Genomic DNA, 19,666 nt, shown 5'->3' with positions numbered 1-19,666 from the left:
ATTTTAAAACTTGAGAAAAGTTGAAATATTCAAAAAAAAGTTCTACTTTTTTTCTGCTCTCTGTTAGTCCTGCTAGTTTGGCTGTTAGTTTGGGCTGTTAGTGATGAGCGATAAAAATCATTTTTTGCGAATGCAAAAAAAGATTTTTATCTCGTCTCCGTGTTCATTAAAATTTTCTTTCAGAAAATTTTAATGAACACTACTACTTCGTCCTGCGGAGCACTTTTAGTTATTTAAGTGATTGTATTTAAATGATATTAATATTTTAGGATTCGAAAATTTACTTGAATTGACTAAAAATTGCACAAACGTCTGTTACACGTTAAAAATTGGGGGTGTTACATGTTTTTTTGCTTAAAGTTTGATCGGTGTTACACGTTAAAACTGGGCGGTGTTACACGTTAAAAGTACATACATTTATGATGCTGATATATTTTCTATAAAAAAATCGCATTATTTTTCATTTTCTGCATCAAACGAATAAAATTTTTAAATAATTTTATATGATCCATTTTCTTTATTTGGACTTGGATTTGTATATGTATTATTTTGATTTACGCCATAATGTGAAAAAGCTAAAAACTCAGCATAAAAATTTGCGTAGAAACAAATTCAGGCATTCTTCAGAACTCGGTTATCACTACATTACGCGAACATTACATTTCTCAACACATAAACAAGATACTGAAGAACTTGAATATAAAGAAACAGCCAATATGCCAGCATGGGCAACTGATAGCCCCGAAGTATTTTGGAATGCAGCCGATCAATATGAAAGTATGAATGGGCGAACATCCACACATATTACCGTGGCCTTGCCCAAAGAACTCAATTATATGCAGCGGATAGATTTATCAAATCAACTTATACATGAGTTCTGCGGTCAATATCAGATGCCCTATAGTTTTGCAATTCATAATCATGTTTCATCACTCGATCGGCGCTATGAACAACCGCATTTGCATTTATTATATTCTGAGCGAAGTATTTATGACGGTATTGAACGAACACCAGAACTGTATTTTCAAAGACACTGTCCAAAAAATCCGGAACGAGGAGGTGCTAAGAAACTAACCGCAGATGTACTTAAGCTAGGTCGTCATCAAATTAATCATTATCGAAAAATTACAGAAAATGTCATAAATAAATATTTAGAACAATATGCACCGGTTAAAGAAGTGGAGATTTATGGTGTGAAACTACAGGTTGAAAATAAGGTCTCATGTTTATCGAATGAGGATTATAATAAAAAATATGGGACCAATTTAATAGATGTTCCGCAAATACCTCGACACTATCTTCATAGTGAAGATCATGAGATTCAAGAAAAACTCAACATATTTAGACAAACAGTTAAAGAGATTCGAGAAGCGAATTTATATGAATTGCATCAAGCAGAGTATCAGCTTGAATTGTCCAGAAGAAATCAATATCAATATGAAAATCATGATATTGCTCAGAAGCCTAAATCTAATGATTTCGACTTTTAATTTATTTTGATTCTCAGAGTAAGGGTAGTTTCTAATAAGCAAGTTCAATCTGGATAAGATGAACTTGCTCACTTGATTAAATAGCTGTCGATTTGTAATTGCTCAAGTGCATACCACTTGTAGCGATTTTGGCCTGAAAAATGCTGTTTAATATAAGCAATATGTCGAATCACGTGTTTCTGCTGTTTGACTAAATGCTGAATACGCTGATCTGCATAATGAATATCAACGCGCTGCTGCAACAGCGCTTGATAAAAATGACGATAATCAGGGTTCATATTTTTCAAAATTTCATGTGATGCAATTGGAGAGAGCGGCTGATTCAATCCTTGTGCCATCGTATGTTCTGAGATTACAAGGTTTGGCTGTACGGAACCTTTCGCTGATTTTAAGGACTGCGTTGGTGTATCTGTCTGATCTTTGAGAGTGTGAAACGCGTTTTGAATCGACTGCGTTAGTATATCAGCTTGTGTATTTTTCGCAGGACGTACGTTGTTAGCTGGTTTTGTATCTGTTGTCCTCGTTGTTTGAGTAGACGATTGCGCCTGAGCTTGAGTTTCAGTATGCGGCTGGATCAATTGTTTTAACTTTTTATAGTTAATTGAATAAAAATTGGTTTGGAGCCATTTATTTTTTGAGAGCTTTTTAATCACTAAAATCTCTGCCTGTTTTAATTTAGCGACGATCCGTTTAATGGTTGAGACACTATAGATCCCGAGGGTTTGTTGCCATTGCTCATAGCTATGAAACCAATACTTTTTTCCTTTGTGGACTTGAGCATCACTTTTTTCTAAGCAGTAATGCAGCTTTTGTAAAAAAGTCGCGGCTGCGACGCCATACGCTTTTGCAAGCGTAGGCGAAGCAATTAAAGGGTAGTCCGAGGGAGCCAGCAGAATATGCTGATTATCCTTGGACATAACGTGCTCCCAAAAGACGCTCAGCACGTTCAATCAGGTTTTGACGCTGATGGGTACGGAATGCCCAGAGCGAAGGGGTATGATTATTTTGATTGAGTTTAGCGACTTCAGCGATTTGTTCATCATTCATCTGACGCATGCATTGACGAATAATTTGGTGCGCATGTTCAAGCTCGGTCAGCATGGAGTCTGCAGTATCAAGTGCTTGATAAAGATGGGTTAAGCTTTGACGCTGGGGATTTGAAATGCTTTTGCCAAGTTCAACAATCAGTTGAGAGGCTTGTTTTTTAGATGTGCAAGTGTATGCACCATGAAAAGTAGCGTTCATAGCAGTGGTCCTAGATAAGTTTTAAATACTTACCAGCATTACTTCTCACGGTAATGGTGGCAGCGAGACAGGGGTGAGAATACTGAATCTAGGATCAGCCAACCTTACGGTTGCCCTATCAAGCTGCCATAACGACTGCTAAAACAGTAGGCAAAAAAATAGCCGCGAGTGCGACATTAATTTGCACCTAGATTGTATCAGGTTCTCACGCCTGAACACAGATTTTGCTGTGTCCTATAAGCTTATCTGCGTATCCCGTGAGCTGTCAACGTTATATTTGATTATTTTTACAAAACGCAACATTTCATTAATTCATTGATTAAACTTTAGTTATTTTCGAAGTCTGACGGCTGGGTCTACCTATGATGAACAGGAAGGTATCGTTTGACGAAGTAGAGTTTTTCTTCAGATCCACTTAAAAAAGTGAATGTTTGGCGAAGATCTATTCAATCATTTTATTCATTTATTTTATTACAGAAGAGCAGTTCATTTTAGACCGATCCATAGCATCAAAATGAGCCCATCGATGGTTTTAATTTGAGCTGATGGGCGAAATCAACAACTTAACTGAATTTATTCAAGCCGATCATGTGAATTTTATCGTATCGCAAAATTGACTAAAGCGCTGGATAAATCTAATATGAGCTCGCTGGCCTACATTGCCAGTCGGTTTTAGCAGACCGTCCAACACAAGAGCATTAAAGGACTTGTCCTTTAGTGTTTATCCCCTCGTGCCCCTCTGCGGTGGAACGGGAGGGGGACGTCTTTGACGTGCTGGATTCTTGTGTTCCAGTCTGCTAACCCGCTCTCGTTCTGCCACCATTATTTAGCAGTAATTTGGTAGAACTTCTTTAACACAAGGAGCTTCTCATGCTGTATCCATCTATTCTTTATTGTGCCTCCGCACCTGTTCAACCTTGTTGTGTCATTCAACAGGGCATACAGCACTGATTTTAATTTTTAAGCTGTATTAAAAAAACATTTTTACACGAACAATCTCTAAGGTGGATGGCTCAATCACGCCTATAAAAAATACTTATTTTTATATCCCCTTGTGATTGTCAATTGCATTGAACATGCGGGGAACAATGATGTCTGAATTCACTCAACCAAAAATCATTCCAATCGAAAATCGCCCACCAAAATCCAAAGTCTTTGTAAAGTGCATCGTGGTGCCAATCGTCATCTTTTTAATTATTGCTAAAGTGTTTTCCTTTAGCTGGTTTGGTTCTCTATTCTTTGGCATCTGGCTGTTATGGTTTGTGATTGTTTATTACTTCTATACATATGGCAATACCTACTTTGCAGGTATGACGGAGCAACTGACCCGTCAAGGTGAACAGTTTAATTATCACAATCGTGGGGTCTGGATTAACAGTCAGGATAAAACCATCATCCTGTTCGATGAACCTGAACAGCGTTTAGTGAAATACCCATTTGACTACATTACGTCGGTCGGTCACTTCAACTTAGTTGAAGACAAAGTCTCTTATTCCAGCACAATCACCAGCAATCCGATGACGGGAACGCATATCCGCCATCACGAACATCGCAGCCCAGTCAAAAGAGAATACCAAGTCAATATTGGGACACGCGATCAATTCAAACCACATTACCGCCTTAAAGTGTTGTTTCCTTGGCGTAGCCCCAAAATGGCCAGTGAAATCCGCCAACTGCTATCAGCTGATCATTACCAATAAAAACCAAGCATAAGAGGGGGTAATAATATGATGAGACGTTCAAAAACGGGGATACCATCGATTAGAACCAGCATCTTGATGCTGGCCATCAGTATGGCGATGGTTGGATGTGGTGGTGGTTCAGGCGGAAACACTGGTTCCAATAGTGGTGGAACGGATGGGGCAAACGATGGTGGTACTTCACCTCAACCAGTCACGTGTTCTGAAACGCAATATCTACAAGAAGGAATTTGTAAAAACAAGACAGCACAACGCTTTGAACCTTTACAGATCCATCGCTTTCTCAAAGGTCAGGCCTATCAGTTGAACCTGAAGACGGATCAAGATCTGACCCTCAGTTTTAGCAGTCAGAGTCCAAGTATTTGTGACTTCGAACAAGGGGAGCTCAAAGCCTTAGATTTGGGCGAATGTAGTTTAAAACTGACACAGGCAGGAACCTCACAGCTTCTGCCTGTGAATAGCACAATGGTGGTGGATGTCATTGAGAATGATGCAGAGGATCTTAAGGATCTGAATGCCTGTCAGGCAGGGAGGCCCAGTGAGGCGGAGCGTCAGCTGTTTATCAATACCTTGAATGAGATCCGTGCCTTACACCATCTGCCGAAAGTTCGCTATGACCAAGCCTATGAAGATCAGATGATGCAAGCCTCTATGTTACTGGCGGTGAATGAAAAGACCTCACATTATCCGGATCGTACGTGGCGCTGCTTTAGTGATATTGGTTATCAAGGGACTTCGACATCGAACTTGAATTTTGTTCAAGCCTATCAGCCTTTAGCCAGCTACGGTGCAGATACCCATGTGATTAATTGGTTGATTGAAAAAAACTCGGTCAGCATTGGTCATCGACGTCATCTCTTAAGTCCCTTCCTGAGCAAAACTGCCTATGGCGAAGTCTCTAATACTGAGGCTAAAAGCGTAGCGACCATCTTAGGCGCTGCCATGAAAGTGGTCTATCCCTATGCATCGCAAACCCTAAGCACCACGATGCCGAAAGGGGTGATTGCCTATCCGTATCATGTGTATCCGAAGAAATTCTTTTCAAAAACTGAACCTTTATCCCTGTCGATATTAGTCAATCCACTGAATGCCTATGCCAATAATCAAGTCGATTTTTCACAGGCGAAGCTCACAGTGACGAGACGGGATAATCAGCAAGCTCAAACGATCAGCAACATCCAGTATGACAATATCAGCTATGGTTTATTGGCCAATAACCTGCAATTTCATTTTAGCGCAATGCAATACAACGTGATCTATGACGTTAATGTGCAGCATGTGATGGTAGATGGAAAAGCTGAGGACTATACCTACTGGTTTAAAGTTGATGATCAGTCCGGTGAACAACGCTTATCAGGAGAACAACGCTCAGCAGGAGAATCATCCAATGAGATTTAAGCTGAGATCATTTTTACTCGCCAGCGCTTCATTATTGGCATTGCAGACTGTGGTGGCACAGCCGGTTTCTACTTCCAATGCAGTGACTTTAGAGCAGGGCTTAAATTGTTTGGATTGGGCCAAGCAAGAACAGTCTTTTAGCAATCAATTGGCCACAGGAGATTGGACGCATACCGCAGCCTCTAATCTAACGACTCTGCAACAACAATTTAAGCAGCACTACACCCAGCAAAAATCAAGCGTTGTGGATGATCCAGACGATGAAAACTACTGTGAGGATTGTCCTGAAATAGAAGTCTATTTGCCCAAAGATAAAAGCAATCCGATCCAACGGATTGAGGCTTTGATGCAGGTCAGTGTGGCTGGGGCAAGTACTTCGATTTATCGCAATGATGACATGGCTCAGACCAAACAGAAGCTAGAGGAAGGGTTAAAGATTCAGTTCAGTCCCTATAGCGGGCAGCAATATAAACACTTTAAACAGCAATGGGATCAAGCCTCAGCACATGACAATGAGAAACGAACCAAGACCCATCAGGTCTTTCAACAGTATCCGCATTTAAAGGTGTTTAACGGAGAGGTTTTCCAAAACGAAAAGCGTTACAGCCCTAAACGGATTTACATCTATACCCAGCATTACAAACGGGATCTTTCTGATCTGACCGATATGATTGCTTATATCAGTCTGTATGACCATCCAATAGATCCATCACAGCACATTTTACAGTGTGGCTTTATTGATAATATGTTCTAAATCACTTCAACTGAATAAATAAAGAGTAACGACATGAAAAAAATATTTTTAACGGGTTTATGTCTCAGTCTTTCAACCTTAGCCTTTGCGGGCGCCAAAGAAAGCCTGATCGGAAAACGTCTGGTGATGGACATCCCTGAGGTTCATTGTGCCGGATTGTCCTTCTCCAAAAATGGGAAAGATGCGGCGATGTATGCAGAACTGGGGCAGTGTCAGGACCCAATGCCACTTAGAGTCAGATGGTTGGATGACAAGACCTTTATCTTAATTGAAAAAGTACGCCTCAATGAGACCTCTCCACCCCGTAGCTATTTATACAAGGTCAAAAGCATCAATCCGGATTATGTAGAACTCACTCAGATCTGGACAGGGTGGGGAGACTCAAAAGACGATACGTGGGGTTATTACTTTAGATAACAAGAGTGTACTAGTGAGCAAGAGAAGCCTCTGCTGAGGTAGGGGCTTTTAAAACAAGAAAGAATGGTTCGATCAGTATTTATAGGAATTCGATCATGAGGTGTAGTCCAGTGTTTTATCCAGCAAAATTCGAACAAGAAGGCCAAGCGTACAACGTTTCATTTCGGGATATTCCAGAGGCAATTACCTGCGGTGACAATTTCGAGGATGCCCTACACATGGCCAAAGATGCGCTGTTCACCAGTGTGGACTTCTATCGTGAAGAGGATCGGACTTTACCTCCACCCAGTGAATGCCAAGAGGGTGAGATCCTGATTGCTTTGGATCTGGCACTGACATAAATCTCACAAGCATCAAAAGTGAGGAGGCAAATGTGGAAAGCAAAGAACAGGAAGCTTTAGAAGAATACAACCACCTAGAGCAAACGAAAGATATTTTATGTGACGTTTGTCAGGAGTTCACTCAACTGAACTATGCAGTCCTATCCGCCAATTGGGGCAATGGGTCGAAGCATGATGGAGAACAGTATGAACTGCATTTATGTGAGGCATGTTTCTTCGCTACTGTCGCAACGTTAAAAAGAGAACATCGGGTGAAGCAGATGTTTAATGAGGATTTTAATGAAGCTGCCTTAGAAAAATTTGGTCGGAAATAAGGATGACTCGATGATGAGTTTTGGCTATGGATGACAATATTAAAAGACGATTGGCCACTGAATTGAAAAACTTAGCAGCAGGCTCAGTGTTTTCTGTTCAAGATATCAGTGTTGCTCTTTCTAAGAAGCAGCTATTAAGCTTTTTATCTCCTTATCTGGATCAAGGGGAGGTCAGTAGGGTTGTGCCTAACATTTACTATAAAGTTAAATTCTCAAATCATTTTAATCCGCCGAGAGCATTTGGGTCAATTACTGAAGCACAAGAAGCTCATTGGAATGCGGAGATTGAACCACTCATGTAAAGGATTGCGAATCCGATTAATGAGTGGTTAGGAGGGGAAGTAATTGGATTTAAATAAAGTTAAAGGATTTTTCGAGTGTTGTCTTCAAGGTTTTCTAAGAGTGCTCGGCTAGTTGAAACAATCTTATCAATAACGACTTGATCCAGTTTGAGTGTATGGTCATCCAATAATTTTAATTTCTTATCTTCAATAAACTCTTTCTCAAGACTTAAAACTGTATCATTCAAAATCAATTCTTGATAAGTAAATTCCAAGTCATCAATAGTTTTTTTGGGTTTAGGAAATAAGTAATGCTTAAATAATAAAAAGTACACATGATTGAGTGGGCCGCCGTAAGGGAAGCCATGGATATATTCTTGTGTATAAATGATATGCGCATTGATTTTGTTTTTTAATGCATTGAGTTCAGATATGGTTTTTGCTTCAATTTCAGTATCTGGCTCAATAACATCTAATTTAGAAATAAATTCGATCACAAAATCATTAATTTTTACGAGTTCGTCACTAATGGCTTTAAATGCACGTTGTTGGGTCTGACTATGTACTCGCTGAAAAAAAACATAAGCGGCAGGGACTCCGACAATGACCTTTAATATGAGTGACGAAGTTAAAAAATTAAAAAAGCCAATAAAAATATTGGCTATAAAGTGAGTAATTTCAAAAAAAATCATTAAGCTTCTTTGATATAAGTTTCAATACGATCTTTAATAATTGGGCGTCTAGGGCTTCTAATCACTAGAACTTTTTGCAGAAAATCTTTTGAAAATTTTCCTTTACGAACTAAACCACCAAAAGCTTCTTCGAGAAAAGAAGAACCTGCCATAGTTACGCCAGTAAAATCAATAATAAGATGACCGTTTGAAGCACTTTGAAGTTCTTCAAGTTTAGGAGTAAGAACTTTATCTCTAAAAGTTTCACCAGTATATTCACCATCTGCTGAAAAACGACCAGCAGGGCGAGGGTAAAAGTCTGTAGCGATGTTAATAATCATGTCACTCATGTCCATCTCCCACTTCATTAGAGCCGATGCTCTGTATTGCCAAAGGAGAATTTAAGGGCAATTTCCAGAAAATGATTGTACCATCTATTTCATCTTTGTAATTGACCATTTTTTTATAATCTTGACCATTACTCATCCATATTCCTTTTCTACTATAGACGATTAAAGTTGAATTTTTAACATTTTTACAAACTTCTAACATATCACCAAAGCCTTTGCCGCGGTGTCTTTCCTCTGTATTAGATCGTCTAAACTCACTTGCAATATCAATAAGTTGAGCGTCATCCATTCCTAACAAATTAGTTGTGTTAAAGATATTGCTTAGACGATTCAAGATATGATCATCTATTCTATCTGGCACAGTTACAGGAATACTTTTACCAAGATCTGTAATGGCTAAACTCAAATATTCTTCAGTAACTCGTAACGATACTTTCCAGCCTAAAGAGCGTTGATGAGTTTCATATGCATGATTTAATACATTACTGACTGCCTCAGAGATTGCATCATTTACGATTAAGAAAGTTTCTTCATCTAACTTTTCCGCTAAGACTTCTTCGATTTCATCATAATCACTACCAAAAGTTAGATCTGTTCCACTAAATGTAAACCAGTCAACCATGTCGTGATTGGAATAACACGACTGTAGTCCAAGACGCTCATGTATCCCAAGTTTAGTGAACATTGCTCTTACAATGTTACTTGTGTTTGAAGCTCTACTTAAGATTTTTTGGGTAGGGAATTGTTCTAATACGTGTGAAAAATAAATTGTCGCTGGAGCAATCAGAAGACCAACTTTATTAAAATCTAAATAAAGTGGTTCATCCGATTTCACTTCTTGAGGATAACGAATTTTATTAATAGCATTTAAAAGTGTTTTTCGACATTTAGCATCTTGAAAACTTAATGCATGTGGAAAAACAATACTCTTACCTTGATTAAAGGCACTAGTTTTTTTCTTCTTACGTAACTTACAAGCTATTTCCCGACGTATAGATATAGCTTGATTCGTATACCATTTTTCACTTAATTTTTTCATGTATTAATTAACTTTAAAATTGAAGTTAGAACAATAACTTGTATAAATTTTACGAAGTATAAATCATTATTGAAGTTTATATAAATCAAAACTCAAAAACTTCTTTCGCAGTAGCCACGGTCTTAGGACCTACACCTTTTACTTCTGCAAGTTGCTCAATAGTTAAGCCGCTATTTTTGACGCGTGCAATAACAATTGCTTTAGCAACATCACGCTTTACATTAAGTAGAGCTTCAATTTCATCGAGTGTCACATCAGTAATTTTAGGCTTAGTAGTCTTAGAAACAGCAGATGGATCTAGATAGTCCAGTAGATCAGCAAGCATCAAATAAATATGAAAAACTGCTTTAGTTGCTTCGAGTTGAGAGACTTCGTCATGTACGCCTTTATTCGTAATTTTATTGGCTTTTTCCAACCATGAACCAAGATAGTTAACATGCATTTGAGCCAAATCACGATTGCTGTCAGATTCAATAGTATCATTCATAAATTGCCATAAGCGATTTACGAACTGGTTTTGTTTAAAAGTCCGCTTACCAATTACTAAGTCGCTGGCAGGATAAAGTTTGTCAGCAAGACTTTCTAATAATCTTCTGCATGTTGTTAGCGCATGCGACCATTCTTCTTTACTGTCAGATGAGACAGATTTAAAAGCTAACATTAGTTGTTCTGCAATTTCAGGGTCTAAATCGAGAAGACGGTCATCAACTGCATCTTTCAGTAAGTCAAAACTCGATGAAATTGTTCCAGAAAACTTTAGCTTGTCATGTAACTCTGTTAAATATTCGAAGGTGTATTTTTTGATATATGCTAAGTGTGATTGCAAGGGATTCTTGTAGTGAGAGCCGTCGTTACCTTTCTTTTCTCTTATTAATACATTTAATTTATTTTCTATGAAATCAACTGATGAAAAACCTGCAGCTTCCGAATTATTTTTATAACGGACAATTTCATTAATATCAAATAGAGGAATTTTTAGTTTATTAATATTTTCAATCTCTTCCTTGTATTTTTTATCAAAGATATTTTGAGTTTTATTCTCTTTCTCATACTCTGTAGAAAGCTTTTTACAGAGCTTGCCCAAAGCATTAGTATATTTTGTATTACCCAACTGGACTTGACACCATGTCCAAACTTCTTCGTTGTCTAGAAGTTTTGCTGCACGTGAAAGCTTCTGAACACCAACAGTTACGCTACCTTTTGTAGACTCTAACTCTTTTAAACCTTCCTCAACAATCTTCAAAGCTTCAGCTTTCTTATCTGCCACAACTAACCCCAAACTATAATTATTAAAAAGAAATTTGTGTTAACTATATAGCATTTCTGACATATTGTGAGTATCTAAGGTACGAACAATATGTCAAAGAGTATGGCTTAAGTTTTAGGAGGTGTTAAAGCCTTGATAACTTTGGCTGATGACTTCGCAACTTCAGTAGAGTTCTTCAACTGTTCACTAACAATATTTCCGATTTCATTTAAAGTTGAATTGTCATTACTTTTACCAAAGTATTTTGATGCAAGGTCTTTTCTTAAGTTTGTTGCATCTTTAGCTTCAAGATCTGCTAAATATGAAGGCAGTGCTTTGAGTTATAACATAGTACGTTCAGCTTCATCCTTTTTCTTCTGATAATGTGTTGCTTGCTTGATTAAGAAGGTAATAACAGTAATAAAAATAAATATTGCCGAAATTTTAATTGTCCAGTAATCATATATATCCATTCCAGATCCTGTTAAATCTGATTTTTATTTTATTATATAAAGGGCTTTGTTGCATAAAGCCTTTGACGGCAGAGCTTTCCTAAGTTGCTCAAATTTAGGTTACAACTTGGGTATGAGGTCGGCCGAGCTCCGTAAACTTATTTAAGATGGCTATACGGGCATGTACCTCGTTGACTTGGCTTTGAAAGTGCGTAGCATTGAGTTTATCTCCCAATAATTTGATGCAATGCATCTTGGTTTCTACCAAACTTCGGCGATGATAGCCTGACCATTTTTCCATAGTGTCCTGCCTAAGTGTTTAACTGTTCGAAGTAATTCACTTCGCTCTAGCGAATGAACTTTTTTATCTTTCCAAGGCTTGGCATTCTTTCTTGGTGGAATCACTGCATGCGCTTGCCTATCTGCAATGACCTGACGGCATTGTTTTGTGTCATAAGCCCCGTCTGTATAGACTGAATCAATCTGTTCATCCGACGGAATTTGATCAAGTAAATCACCAAGTACCTGTGAATCACTTACGTTGTTGGTTGTAAGCTGAACAACGCGTATTTGTAGGGTTTTAGCATCTATACCAATATGTAATTTACGCCATTGGCGACGATATTCAGGCTGATGTTTCTTACGTTTCCATTCTCCTTCACCTAGAAACTTTAAACCGGTAGAGTCGACGAGTAGATGAAGCCTATCATTACTTTTTTGATAGCTAATTTGAATATCAATATACTTTTGTCTTCTACAAAGCGTCGTGAAGTCTGGAGCTGTCCAATCTAATCCGCAAAGTTTAATTAAGCTTTGAACAAAACCAGTAACCATGCGTAAAGTGAGTCTAAATAGAGATTTGATCATCAAACAGCATTGAATCGCTATGTCGGAGTAGGTTTGACTCGACCTTGTTTTCCTTGTGGTTCTGCATACCATTGTGTTTTTGGATCGAAGCAAATGGCAATATTCCCACGATTAATGAGAGCTCGGTTATATGCGGGCCAATTGGTTGTGCGGTAGATTTTGTGTGTAGGCTTCTTCATTTGGAAATTATATTGCCGAAGAAGCCCTTAAGAACAGCTTTGTGCAACAAAGCCCCTTTAAATTAATAATTCACCTTAAATTTTTTCAATTTAGAAAATATGTCTTAGGTTAAACTGTTCTAGTATGGAGTAAGCTAGAACAGTTTATTATTTATTTTTATTGATGAAATTTAAGTGCTTAGATCTTTAGCTTTCTCAACCATCCATGTTTCGGTTGGTGTAATGCAATAAATCGTAATTAGGATTCACTTAAAACAAGCTGCCTAACCTTAACTGCTTTCTCAAAGTGATCTAGTTTGTGTTGTAGGATCCACCATTGAGCAGCCTCCATCAATAGTTCTGGATTATCATTTTTATTCTTGAAGAAAGCATAAAAGGATAGTCCTACGTTATCTCCTTTCTTCTCAATTTTTTCGTTACATCCACGAATAAAAATCTCTTTTAATTCATCTCTCATTTTTTGACCTTTGTTAATTATTCAATATTTCTAAACCCACATAACTGTAGATAGATTTAATTCACCGTTCCCAATACAGGAATCATCCGTGGTCCAGCCTGTCTAGCCTTACTAATGATCTCTACCAACTCATCATAAGTAAGTTCAAACTTATCCTCACTGTCAAAGACGTAGACCATATTCTTGTCTTTAAATTCCTGTGGTGTCGGTGGTACAAAACGCTTAGGAATTAAGAGTTGTGCCAATTGCTCATTTGTAAGTTTAAATATATGCATAGTCTTATCTCACTCTAAAGAGTTCATTCCATTCTGTTAAATAGTTCGGGGATTTGCGTTCTTGATTCATTTGCCAGTGCTCATCTTTGCGCCCGCATAAACCCAAGGACAGCGTGTTCTTGCCATATTTATGAGTGATGTGATCTAAGGCGTCTGAGAGTTTGGCTCGCTTAATCTGTAGCGAATAATCGGTAAATAGGTCAGGGGAGAATTTAGCTTTCGGGATGATCTCCATCAGGATGATTCCCGCCTTTTTATACTTAAAGCCGGGTTTGAATATTTCATCAATGGCCTGCATGGCTATACGGGTAATTTCTAAAACATCGTCGGAGTGCTCGGGCAGCTGCATAATCACGTAAGGTGTGTATTTTGCACATTTATCAAAGCGACCTGTCTGAATAAACACCCCAATCATCTTGCATAAGGACATATCATCACGAAGTCTTGAGACAGCTCTCTGCACGTATAAGCGCACTGAAGATTTGATGTTTTCAATGTCGTAAATGGGTTGGCCATAAGATTGGCTGCTGATGATTTGCTTTTTAGCAGGGGCATCACTCTCCAAATCGATGCATGAGATCCCATTCAGCTCACGTACCGTCTTTTCCATAACAATGCTGAACTGCTTTTTAATTTCTGCTGGGTGCGCTTGAACTAAATCCATTACAGTACGGATATTCATTGCATTGAGCTTTTTACAATTCTGCCGCCCAACACCCCAAACCTCTCCAACGTCGACTTGGGCAAGCATGGCTTCAGTTGAGCAAGGGTCCATATCGACCAGATTGCATACCCCATTAAAAAACTTATTCTTCTTAGCGAGGTGATTAGCAATTTTTGCTTCAGTTTTTGAACGGCCAATACCCACGCAGCAGGGTAAGGTGAGCCACTGCCAAGCAGTCTTACGAATGTCTTGGGCATAGTCGGTTAAATCAAATAAATGCTCATAGCTAGTGAGATCCAAGAAGCATTCATCGACTGAATAAATCTCTTGCTCTCCTGGTGCAACATACATCCCCAGTAAAGTCATAAAACGACGAGACATAGCGCCATATAGAGCAAAGTTGCTGGAGAATACCTGAACATCATGCTTCTTGATGATGTCTTGAATCTGGAATACCGGTACACCCATTTTAATGCCAATGTCTTTGGCTTCTTGGGAGCGCGCCACGGCACAACCATCATTACTCGAGAGAACAATGACCGGACGATTATTGAGGGACGGATTAAAAATACGCTCACAACTGACGTAGCAGTTATTCACGTCCACTAACGCGAATATACGATTTTCAGCTTTCATTTTTTATACTTCTTATTTGCTGGTCGAGCGTCTATAAAATTGCTTGAGATTGAAGGTCACAACCCCTTGGATAGAGATAGACTGGCTGTCTTTAGGAATAATATGCTCGTAAGCTGGGTTTTCAGCTCTCAGCCAAATAGGGGGAAGTTCATAGTCTTCATCCCCAAACATTTCTTTGATTTCTTGTTTTGACATCTTAGCGGTCATCATTAACCGCTTTAACGTTATTTCACGCTCATCGATGAGGGCTAAAACGATATCTCTATGCTGTGCTGTAATGCTTTTATCGACCAAGAAAGGGTCATCGATTTCAAAGCCAGCATAAAGCATAGACTCACTATCAACCCGCCCCATGAACGTCGATATTGGGTTAAAAATAAGGAAGTCATTTAAGTCGATCGACTTATCGATATGGTCTTTTGTGCCAAAAGCAGGACCTGCAGAAAACCGCTCCAGTGCGGAAGGAATTTCGAGGCGGGTTTTAATTGAAATTTCTTTAAGATCAAACTTAGAACCTAGCTCATGCTCTTTTTGTATTTTTTCAAATACAGCATTAACTGTAGGACTTGGAGCACCATCTGGGCCCATAAGTGTTTGAAGGAATGACCAGACGTCATCCGAGAAATAGATCGGTAGTTTCTTTGACATGTTTGACTCCTACGCTACGAGGCGTGTTTGGAACTGAACTCTTTTTTTAGGATAGTCGGTGGCAAATTAAATTTCAAATTTAAAAGCTGTGGATAATCAAAGGGCCTTCAAATTAAATTAGGTTGAGCACCATTTTAGGATAAGCGGGATTTAGGGAAGGAGATGTACTCATCCTGCATTTCAAAGAAGAATTCATGCGCCTCTTTAAAGCTGCAATTCAGCCACTCTTCGCGGTATTTATCAGGGATAACGATGATCGAGCGCTTCTCATCTTTAGGCTTATGGAATTGCTTCATGAAAGGGTGTTTATCGGCATTGATGGTGAGCATACTCATCGATCGGATTTGCTTTCCATCAATGACAGCATTCTCGTATATGGCTGCCACGGTAAAAGGCATACCATCCTCACGTGCAATCCCATACCAGTGAGATTTACCGTCAATGTATTTTGGTTCAAAGATGGTTTCGACAGGAATTAAACCAAATTGAGACTTATGCCAAGCCTCCCTAAAACTGGGTTTTTCAGCGACCGTTTCAGTCCGGGCATTGTATGTGTACTTGCCGAAGGTCTTTTCTTTGGCCCACTTAGGAATCATTCCAAAATTAACTGATCTCCATTGGATATTACCATCATTGGAAAAGATCAAAGGAGCAGGGTAGTTCGGAAATATGTCTTCAGGAAACTCCAATTGATCTGGCTCAGGGAGGTCTAGTAGAAATGCACGATTCTTTCTGATCGCTTCAAAGTTTGCGCACATAGACTTATCCCTTTTTATTCTTTATGGTCATCGCTCAAATAATAACCCAACTAAGAATAAAATGATTTCAAAACAATTTAGTATCGTCAACGCAGTGCTCACATAAGAATTTGCAGTATTAAACCTAAAAACAGTGAGTTTTACATATCTATAATTGATACTCAGCTCTACAAGTCATATTTATTTATATAAGCTATACTGGTGATGGAATCGCTATGACTAATAAACAAACGCAAGAGTCCAATCCTCAAAAAGAATCAAACGATGACAAGGGTGATCAGAAAACCTATCAGAATCCAGATCCTCAGAAAAAACCAAATGAAGAGCCTGAGAATCCACTTAAAGAGCAAAAGTAGATCAAAAAGCCCTCGACGAGGGCTTTTTGAAATCAAATGCTTACACTACTTTTAATCTCAAATAAATTCATACTGGAATAGCTGTGACAACTTTTTCTCTATCCCACAAACGGTGATTTTGAATAGCTTGTTTGAATTGATCTTGGATCTCTTTAAAATTTTGAGTAGAGAATAGAGCTGCATCCTTAGTGAGCTGAAACTCATCTATTAAAGCGCATTTATCACCCAGGAAAACAATAGGCTTGAGATGTTTATATGTCTCTAATACATAATGTTTAGAAACTCCATCAGCCTTAAATACTTCTAAATTATTCCCATCAATCACGATTACGGCATCATAAATCACTGAAGGCTCGCCATTTTGTCTTCCATCTACTGGTATTTCATTGCCATCACTAGATTTAACAGGGGCTGCGTTCGGTGCTAAAGTTTCCACAATAGCTTTTTCTGCTTCAGCCCATATTTTAATATCATCGATTGATGACGCATTTACACCGTCATGAACGAGCAAGGCAATTTTTCGCTGTTTAATATCAGATGCAGGAAAAGATGAGGTACTTAATCTTTTCGAAGATGCAATTACGGGTTGGTGCAGACTATCTTGCTGTTTAGGGGGAGTTTTAATACCTAACTCTTTCGCAACATATTCAGCTAAGTCCAAGTCAATATTAGCTAAGACAGCGTAAACTACACGTCTGCGGATATCTTCCGATTTAACCTTAGATAATTCAAAAGAATATGCATCCTTAATATGCTGTTGTTCATGTTTTTCCAAACTATGGTAGTGCATTGTGGCTTGCGAGAAATGATCAGCGAAACTTTCTGGTCGAACTCTTAGTTTGCTGCCTTGTACTTCTTCAGGATGTGTCTTGAAGGCACCACTGTCATTAGGTGATTCTCTTGGCCAATTTTCATCAACAGAATTAGGTTCATAATTTGCCTTTCCTTTATAAACTTCGTGATTAGCATAACCACCTCGTCTATTCGTATGAAAAGGACAAACGGGTTTGTTAATTGGAATTTGATTAAAATTTACCGTACCTAGTCTGTGTAAGTGAGTATCCGTATAGCTAAATAGCCGTCCTTGTAAAAGGGGATCGTTACTAAAATCTATACCTGAGACAATATTTGCAGGACTAAAAGCAACTTGTTCTGTCTCTGCGAAAAAATCATCTGTATTTTTGTTTAGAACAAATTTACCTAGTGGAGTGACAGGTACAAGTTCTTCTGGGATTAATTTTGTAGCATCTAAGACATCAAAGTCCCATTGTTTTGCATCTTCTTCAGAGAAAATTTGTGCGCCTAATTCCCATTCCGGGTAATTGCCACGCGCAATAGCATCCCACAGATCACGTCTGTGAAAATCGGGATCTTTGCCATTAATTTTTAGGGCTTCATCCCAGACGACTTGAGCTACACCTTGCTTTGGAGTCCAATGGAATTTCACTAAGAATGCTTCATTATTCTTATTAATCAATCTAAATGTATGAACGCCAAAACCTTGTATAGAGCGTAGATTTCTTGGAATTGCTCTATCTGACATTATCCAAGTAGTCATATGTGATGCTTCGGTATTTAAAGAAATAAAATCCCAGAAAGTATCATGGGCAGATTGACCAGTTGGAACTTCATTGGCATCTTCTGGTTTTACTGCATGAACAAAGTCCGGAAATTTAATAGCATCCTGAATGAAGAAGACAGGGATATTATTCCCCACCAAATCATAATTTCCTTCTTCAGTATAAAATTTTATAGAAAAACCTCGTACATCTCGAACGACATCAGCCGAACCTCGCCCACCTTGAACTGTAGAAATACGGACAAAGATAGGGGTTTGATTATTTGTGTCCGTTAGGAACTTGGCTTTAGTCCATTTTTCATTACCGGTATAAGCTTGAAAGTAACCATGGGCACCGACCCCTCGAGCATGTACAACACGTTCTGGAATACGCTCACGATCAAAATGAATAAGTTTATCCCTTAGAAGAAAGTCCTCGAGAAGAGTAGGGCCTTTCTCATTAATTTTTAGACTATTTTGATTATCAGCTACGGGAACACCTAAAGAAGTGGTAAGAGTTTTACCTATAGGATCCACGTATGCTTCCTCAGAAAGCTGGTCAATTTTTGGTGTATTTGGTTCTTTCATATCACATTCTCTTATACATTTGCTTTATAACGTTTTATGAAAATAAGTATTTATTTTCACGTAAGTTAATGGCTTATTTGTTGACGGATATTTTGTGCTTATACAATTTAATAGGTTATCTACAATCGAATATGAGTTACTTGCCAGAAAACTCTTTTTTGGATCAAAGATACCCATATAAACTTTAAGTATTTACTCTTTGAGTAAGGTAAAGAAATGTGTATTTTTTGTTCGCTTAAACTATTCATTTTAAATAATATTGAATTAATCTAAGTCAAAACAAAACCTTATTAATTTTGATATTCCTCGCAATATAAACAGGATTTAGCCCATTTTGTATTTTGACAGCGAGGGCATTCTTCATTTAAATGATTTAAACGTTGGGTTTGACCACACAACATACAAGAATAAAAGTGATCGACATTATGATGATCTGCGATTTGGTATTCATCGGGAAACAGAGGAAGGCCCCATTTTATATTTTCTTTAGAATATGGGATCACGCTTAGGCAGCCATCAGTCTCAAGCAGTGCCATTTTAACTTGTCCAAGATGCTCTATTTTCTTTTGGCGCATTTCAGCAAAGAACTCATCATATGAATACTTTTCTTGCTTAATATCCTCAACAATCAGTAAACCATTTTTGACGATGTATATTGGTCGACCTTCCAATACGGTCTCAATAGCATCGGATTTCATCATTAAATAAGTTGTTAAGCGATATAAAGCCATAATTACTGCAAAAACGATGACAGCATGTATGATCGGAACTTCTTCATAGAACATAGCATCGCCAGCAGCAGATCCTAAACTAAGAATAATTGCGATTTCAAAGATGGAAAGTTGCCTAACACCACGTTTACCAGAAAATCTTAAAACTAAGATAATCAGGAAGTACATCAAGACACTACGAAGTACAATTTCTGCTGCAAAAGTGAATGTAGTATCAGCTAATAGTATTTTTATAAAGTCCATTTTACACC

Annotated in this window: 22 protein-coding genes and 1 pseudogene; 9 read left to right on the top strand and 14 right to left on the bottom strand. The window is 38.3% G+C overall.

From position 1 onward, the window contains the following. The first annotated feature begins 539 nt into the window (after nucleotides 1-539). Nucleotides 540-1,490 (top strand): MobA/MobL family protein, encoded by a 951-nt coding sequence (locus tag F946_RS09700; protein ID WP_004981748.1) that lies wholly within the window; start codon nucleotides 540-542, stop codon nucleotides 1,488-1,490. A gap of 68 nt (nucleotides 1,491-1,558) precedes the next feature. Here the strand turns inward: F946_RS09700 and F946_RS09695 are convergent, their stop codons facing one another. Together F946_RS09695 and F946_RS09690 are read right to left on the bottom strand one after the other, a co-directional pair. Further along, complete coding sequence (locus F946_RS09695) at nucleotides 1,559-2,407, bottom strand: hypothetical protein (RefSeq protein ID WP_004981744.1); 849 nt, start codon at nucleotides 2,405-2,407, stop codon at nucleotides 1,559-1,561. Further along, nucleotides 2,394-2,735: a hypothetical protein gene (locus F946_RS09690; RefSeq protein WP_004981742.1), complete on the bottom strand. Its 342-nt coding sequence runs from the start codon at nucleotides 2,733-2,735 to the stop codon at nucleotides 2,394-2,396. The genes F946_RS09695 and F946_RS09690 overlap by 14 nt, the downstream gene beginning before the upstream one ends. A 1,091-nt stretch (nucleotides 2,736-3,826) precedes the next feature. Between F946_RS09690 and F946_RS09685 the strand changes: the two genes are divergently transcribed. From F946_RS09685 to F946_RS09655, 7 genes are all read left to right on the top strand, one after another. Continuing rightward, the gene (locus F946_RS09685; protein WP_004981740.1) at nucleotides 3,827-4,435 is read left to right on the top strand and encodes a hypothetical protein; all 609 of its coding nucleotides are present in this window, start codon (nucleotides 3,827-3,829) and stop codon (nucleotides 4,433-4,435) included. A 27-nt stretch (nucleotides 4,436-4,462) separates the two neighbouring features. Further along, nucleotides 4,463-5,833 (top strand): CAP domain-containing protein, encoded by a 1,371-nt coding sequence (locus tag F946_RS09680; RefSeq protein WP_004981738.1) that lies wholly within the window; start codon nucleotides 4,463-4,465, stop codon nucleotides 5,831-5,833. Beyond that, on the top strand, nucleotides 5,823-6,587 hold the full coding sequence (locus F946_RS09675) for a hypothetical protein (protein WP_004981737.1): 765 nt from the start codon (nucleotides 5,823-5,825) through the stop codon (nucleotides 6,585-6,587). Before F946_RS09680 ends, F946_RS09675 begins: the two co-directional genes overlap by 11 nt. 33 nt (nucleotides 6,588-6,620) lie before the next feature. Next, a complete protein-coding gene (locus F946_RS09670; RefSeq protein WP_004981735.1) occupies nucleotides 6,621-7,004 on the top strand; it encodes a hypothetical protein in 384 nt (127 codons plus the stop codon). Nucleotides 7,005-7,099: 95 nt separating this feature from the next. Next, a complete protein-coding gene (locus tag F946_RS09665; protein WP_004981734.1) occupies nucleotides 7,100-7,345 on the top strand; it encodes a type II toxin-antitoxin system HicB family antitoxin in 246 nt (81 codons plus the stop codon). 32 nt (nucleotides 7,346-7,377) lie between these two features. Continuing rightward, complete coding sequence (locus tag F946_RS09660) at nucleotides 7,378-7,659, top strand: hypothetical protein (protein WP_004981732.1); 282 nt, start codon at nucleotides 7,378-7,380, stop codon at nucleotides 7,657-7,659. Nucleotides 7,660-7,685: 26 nt separating this feature from the next. Beyond that, complete coding sequence (locus tag F946_RS09655) at nucleotides 7,686-7,961, top strand: hypothetical protein (RefSeq protein ID WP_004981730.1); 276 nt, start codon at nucleotides 7,686-7,688, stop codon at nucleotides 7,959-7,961. A 59-nt stretch (nucleotides 7,962-8,020) separates the two neighbouring features. On the opposite strand, the gene F946_RS09650 is transcribed toward F946_RS09655, so the two are convergent. From F946_RS09650 to F946_RS09605, 10 genes and pseudogenes are all read right to left on the bottom strand, one after another. Further along, nucleotides 8,021-8,632, bottom strand: coding sequence for a hypothetical protein (locus tag F946_RS09650; protein WP_004981728.1), 612 nt, complete (start codon nucleotides 8,630-8,632; stop codon nucleotides 8,021-8,023). Continuing rightward, nucleotides 8,632-8,961, bottom strand: coding sequence for an STAS-like domain-containing protein (locus F946_RS09645; RefSeq protein WP_004981725.1), 330 nt, complete (start codon nucleotides 8,959-8,961; stop codon nucleotides 8,632-8,634). The genes F946_RS09650 and F946_RS09645 overlap by 1 nt, the downstream gene beginning before the upstream one ends. Further along, nucleotides 8,954-10,000, bottom strand: a complete 1,047-nt coding sequence (locus F946_RS09640) for an ATP-binding protein (protein ID WP_004981723.1) — start codon at nucleotides 9,998-10,000, stop codon at nucleotides 8,954-8,956. The genes F946_RS09645 and F946_RS09640 overlap by 8 nt, the downstream gene beginning before the upstream one ends. 85 nt (nucleotides 10,001-10,085) lie before the next feature. Next, nucleotides 10,086-11,267: a ComEA family DNA-binding protein gene (locus tag F946_RS09635; RefSeq protein ID WP_004981704.1), complete on the bottom strand. Its 1,182-nt coding sequence runs from the start codon at nucleotides 11,265-11,267 to the stop codon at nucleotides 10,086-10,088. A gap of 546 nt (nucleotides 11,268-11,813) precedes the next feature. Beyond that, nucleotides 11,814-12,744, bottom strand: a pseudogene (locus F946_RS09630) (IS5 family transposase). Nucleotides 12,745-12,982: 238 nt separating this feature from the next. Then, the gene (locus F946_RS09625; protein ID WP_004981693.1) at nucleotides 12,983-13,201 is read right to left on the bottom strand and encodes a DUF6500 family protein; all 219 of its coding nucleotides are present in this window, start codon (nucleotides 13,199-13,201) and stop codon (nucleotides 12,983-12,985) included. A 56-nt stretch (nucleotides 13,202-13,257) separates the two neighbouring features. Next, on the bottom strand, nucleotides 13,258-13,476 hold the full coding sequence (locus F946_RS09620; RefSeq protein WP_004981691.1) for a hypothetical protein: 219 nt from the start codon (nucleotides 13,474-13,476) through the stop codon (nucleotides 13,258-13,260). 4 nt (nucleotides 13,477-13,480) lie between these two features. After that, on the bottom strand, nucleotides 13,481-14,776 hold the full coding sequence (locus F946_RS09615; protein ID WP_004981689.1) for a Y-family DNA polymerase: 1,296 nt from the start codon (nucleotides 14,774-14,776) through the stop codon (nucleotides 13,481-13,483). 12 nt (nucleotides 14,777-14,788) lie between these two features. After that, nucleotides 14,789-15,424 carry a LexA family protein gene (locus F946_RS09610; protein WP_004981688.1) on the bottom strand — a complete coding sequence of 212 codons (636 nt, stop codon included), beginning with the start codon at nucleotides 15,422-15,424 and terminating at the stop codon, nucleotides 14,789-14,791. A 134-nt stretch (nucleotides 15,425-15,558) separates the two neighbouring features. Further along, nucleotides 15,559-16,182, bottom strand: coding sequence for an SOS response-associated peptidase family protein (locus tag F946_RS09605; protein WP_004981686.1), 624 nt, complete (start codon nucleotides 16,180-16,182; stop codon nucleotides 15,559-15,561). A gap of 215 nt (nucleotides 16,183-16,397) precedes the next feature. On the opposite strand from F946_RS09605, the gene F946_RS17280 reads away from it, so the two are divergent. After that, on the top strand, nucleotides 16,398-16,538 hold the full coding sequence (locus F946_RS17280) for a hypothetical protein (RefSeq protein WP_004981682.1): 141 nt from the start codon (nucleotides 16,398-16,400) through the stop codon (nucleotides 16,536-16,538). A gap of 67 nt (nucleotides 16,539-16,605) precedes the next feature. Here F946_RS17280 and F946_RS09600 read toward each other — a convergent pair whose 3' ends face one another. Together F946_RS09600 and F946_RS09595 are read right to left on the bottom strand one after the other, a co-directional pair. Continuing rightward, nucleotides 16,606-18,684, bottom strand: coding sequence for a catalase (locus tag F946_RS09600; protein WP_004981680.1), 2,079 nt, complete (start codon nucleotides 18,682-18,684; stop codon nucleotides 16,606-16,608). A 290-nt stretch (nucleotides 18,685-18,974) separates the two neighbouring features. After that, nucleotides 18,975-19,658 (bottom strand): DUF421 domain-containing protein, encoded by a 684-nt coding sequence (locus tag F946_RS09595; protein ID WP_004981678.1) that lies wholly within the window; start codon nucleotides 19,656-19,658, stop codon nucleotides 18,975-18,977. Nucleotides 19,659-19,666: the final 8 nt, after the last annotated feature.

Source organism: Acinetobacter johnsonii ANC 3681, assembly GCF_000368805.1.
GTDB classification, from domain to species: Bacteria; Pseudomonadota; Gammaproteobacteria; order Pseudomonadales; family Moraxellaceae; genus Acinetobacter; species Acinetobacter johnsonii.
Note: the sequence above shows the minus strand (reverse complement) of the source record. Positions and strands in the feature narration are given on the sequence as shown.

What these genes read in the sequence shown, in the direction of transcription:
- F946_RS09700 (WP_004981748.1), top strand. Translation starts at nt 540, where the DNA reads ATGTATTATTTTGATTTACGCCATAATGTGAAAAAGCTAAAAACTCAG.
- F946_RS09695 (WP_004981744.1), bottom strand. Translation starts at nt 2,407, where the DNA reads ATGTCCAAGGATAATCAGCATATTCTGCTGGCTCCCTCGGACTACCCT.
- F946_RS09690 (WP_004981742.1), bottom strand. Translation starts at nt 2,735, where the DNA reads ATGAACGCTACTTTTCATGGTGCATACACTTGCACATCTAAAAAACAA.
- F946_RS09685 (WP_004981740.1), top strand. Translation starts at nt 3,827, where the DNA reads ATGTCTGAATTCACTCAACCAAAAATCATTCCAATCGAAAATCGCCCA.
- F946_RS09680 (WP_004981738.1), top strand. Translation starts at nt 4,463, where the DNA reads ATGATGAGACGTTCAAAAACGGGGATACCATCGATTAGAACCAGCATC.
- F946_RS09675 (WP_004981737.1), top strand. Translation starts at nt 5,823, where the DNA reads ATGAGATTTAAGCTGAGATCATTTTTACTCGCCAGCGCTTCATTATTG.
- F946_RS09670 (WP_004981735.1), top strand. Translation starts at nt 6,621, where the DNA reads ATGAAAAAAATATTTTTAACGGGTTTATGTCTCAGTCTTTCAACCTTA.
- F946_RS09665 (WP_004981734.1), top strand. Translation starts at nt 7,100, where the DNA reads ATGAGGTGTAGTCCAGTGTTTTATCCAGCAAAATTCGAACAAGAAGGC.
- F946_RS09655 (WP_004981730.1), top strand. Translation starts at nt 7,686, where the DNA reads ATGGATGACAATATTAAAAGACGATTGGCCACTGAATTGAAAAACTTA.
- F946_RS09650 (WP_004981728.1), bottom strand. Translation starts at nt 8,632, where the DNA reads ATGATTTTTTTTGAAATTACTCACTTTATAGCCAATATTTTTATTGGC.
- F946_RS09645 (WP_004981725.1), bottom strand. Translation starts at nt 8,961, where the DNA reads ATGAGTGACATGATTATTAACATCGCTACAGACTTTTACCCTCGCCCT.
- F946_RS09640 (WP_004981723.1), bottom strand. Translation starts at nt 10,000, where the DNA reads ATGAAAAAATTAAGTGAAAAATGGTATACGAATCAAGCTATATCTATA.
- F946_RS09625 (WP_004981693.1), bottom strand. Translation starts at nt 13,201, where the DNA reads ATGAGAGATGAATTAAAAGAGATTTTTATTCGTGGATGTAACGAAAAA.
- F946_RS09620 (WP_004981691.1), bottom strand. Translation starts at nt 13,476, where the DNA reads ATGCATATATTTAAACTTACAAATGAGCAATTGGCACAACTCTTAATT.
- F946_RS09615 (WP_004981689.1), bottom strand. Translation starts at nt 14,776, where the DNA reads ATGAAAGCTGAAAATCGTATATTCGCGTTAGTGGACGTGAATAACTGC.
- F946_RS09610 (WP_004981688.1), bottom strand. Translation starts at nt 15,424, where the DNA reads ATGTCAAAGAAACTACCGATCTATTTCTCGGATGACGTCTGGTCATTC.
- F946_RS09605 (WP_004981686.1), bottom strand. Translation starts at nt 16,182, where the DNA reads ATGTGCGCAAACTTTGAAGCGATCAGAAAGAATCGTGCATTTCTACTA.
- F946_RS17280 (WP_004981682.1), top strand. Translation starts at nt 16,398, where the DNA reads ATGACTAATAAACAAACGCAAGAGTCCAATCCTCAAAAAGAATCAAAC.
- F946_RS09600 (WP_004981680.1), bottom strand. Translation starts at nt 18,684, where the DNA reads ATGAAAGAACCAAATACACCAAAAATTGACCAGCTTTCTGAGGAAGCA.
- F946_RS09595 (WP_004981678.1), bottom strand. Translation starts at nt 19,658, where the DNA reads ATGGACTTTATAAAAATACTATTAGCTGATACTACATTCACTTTTGCA.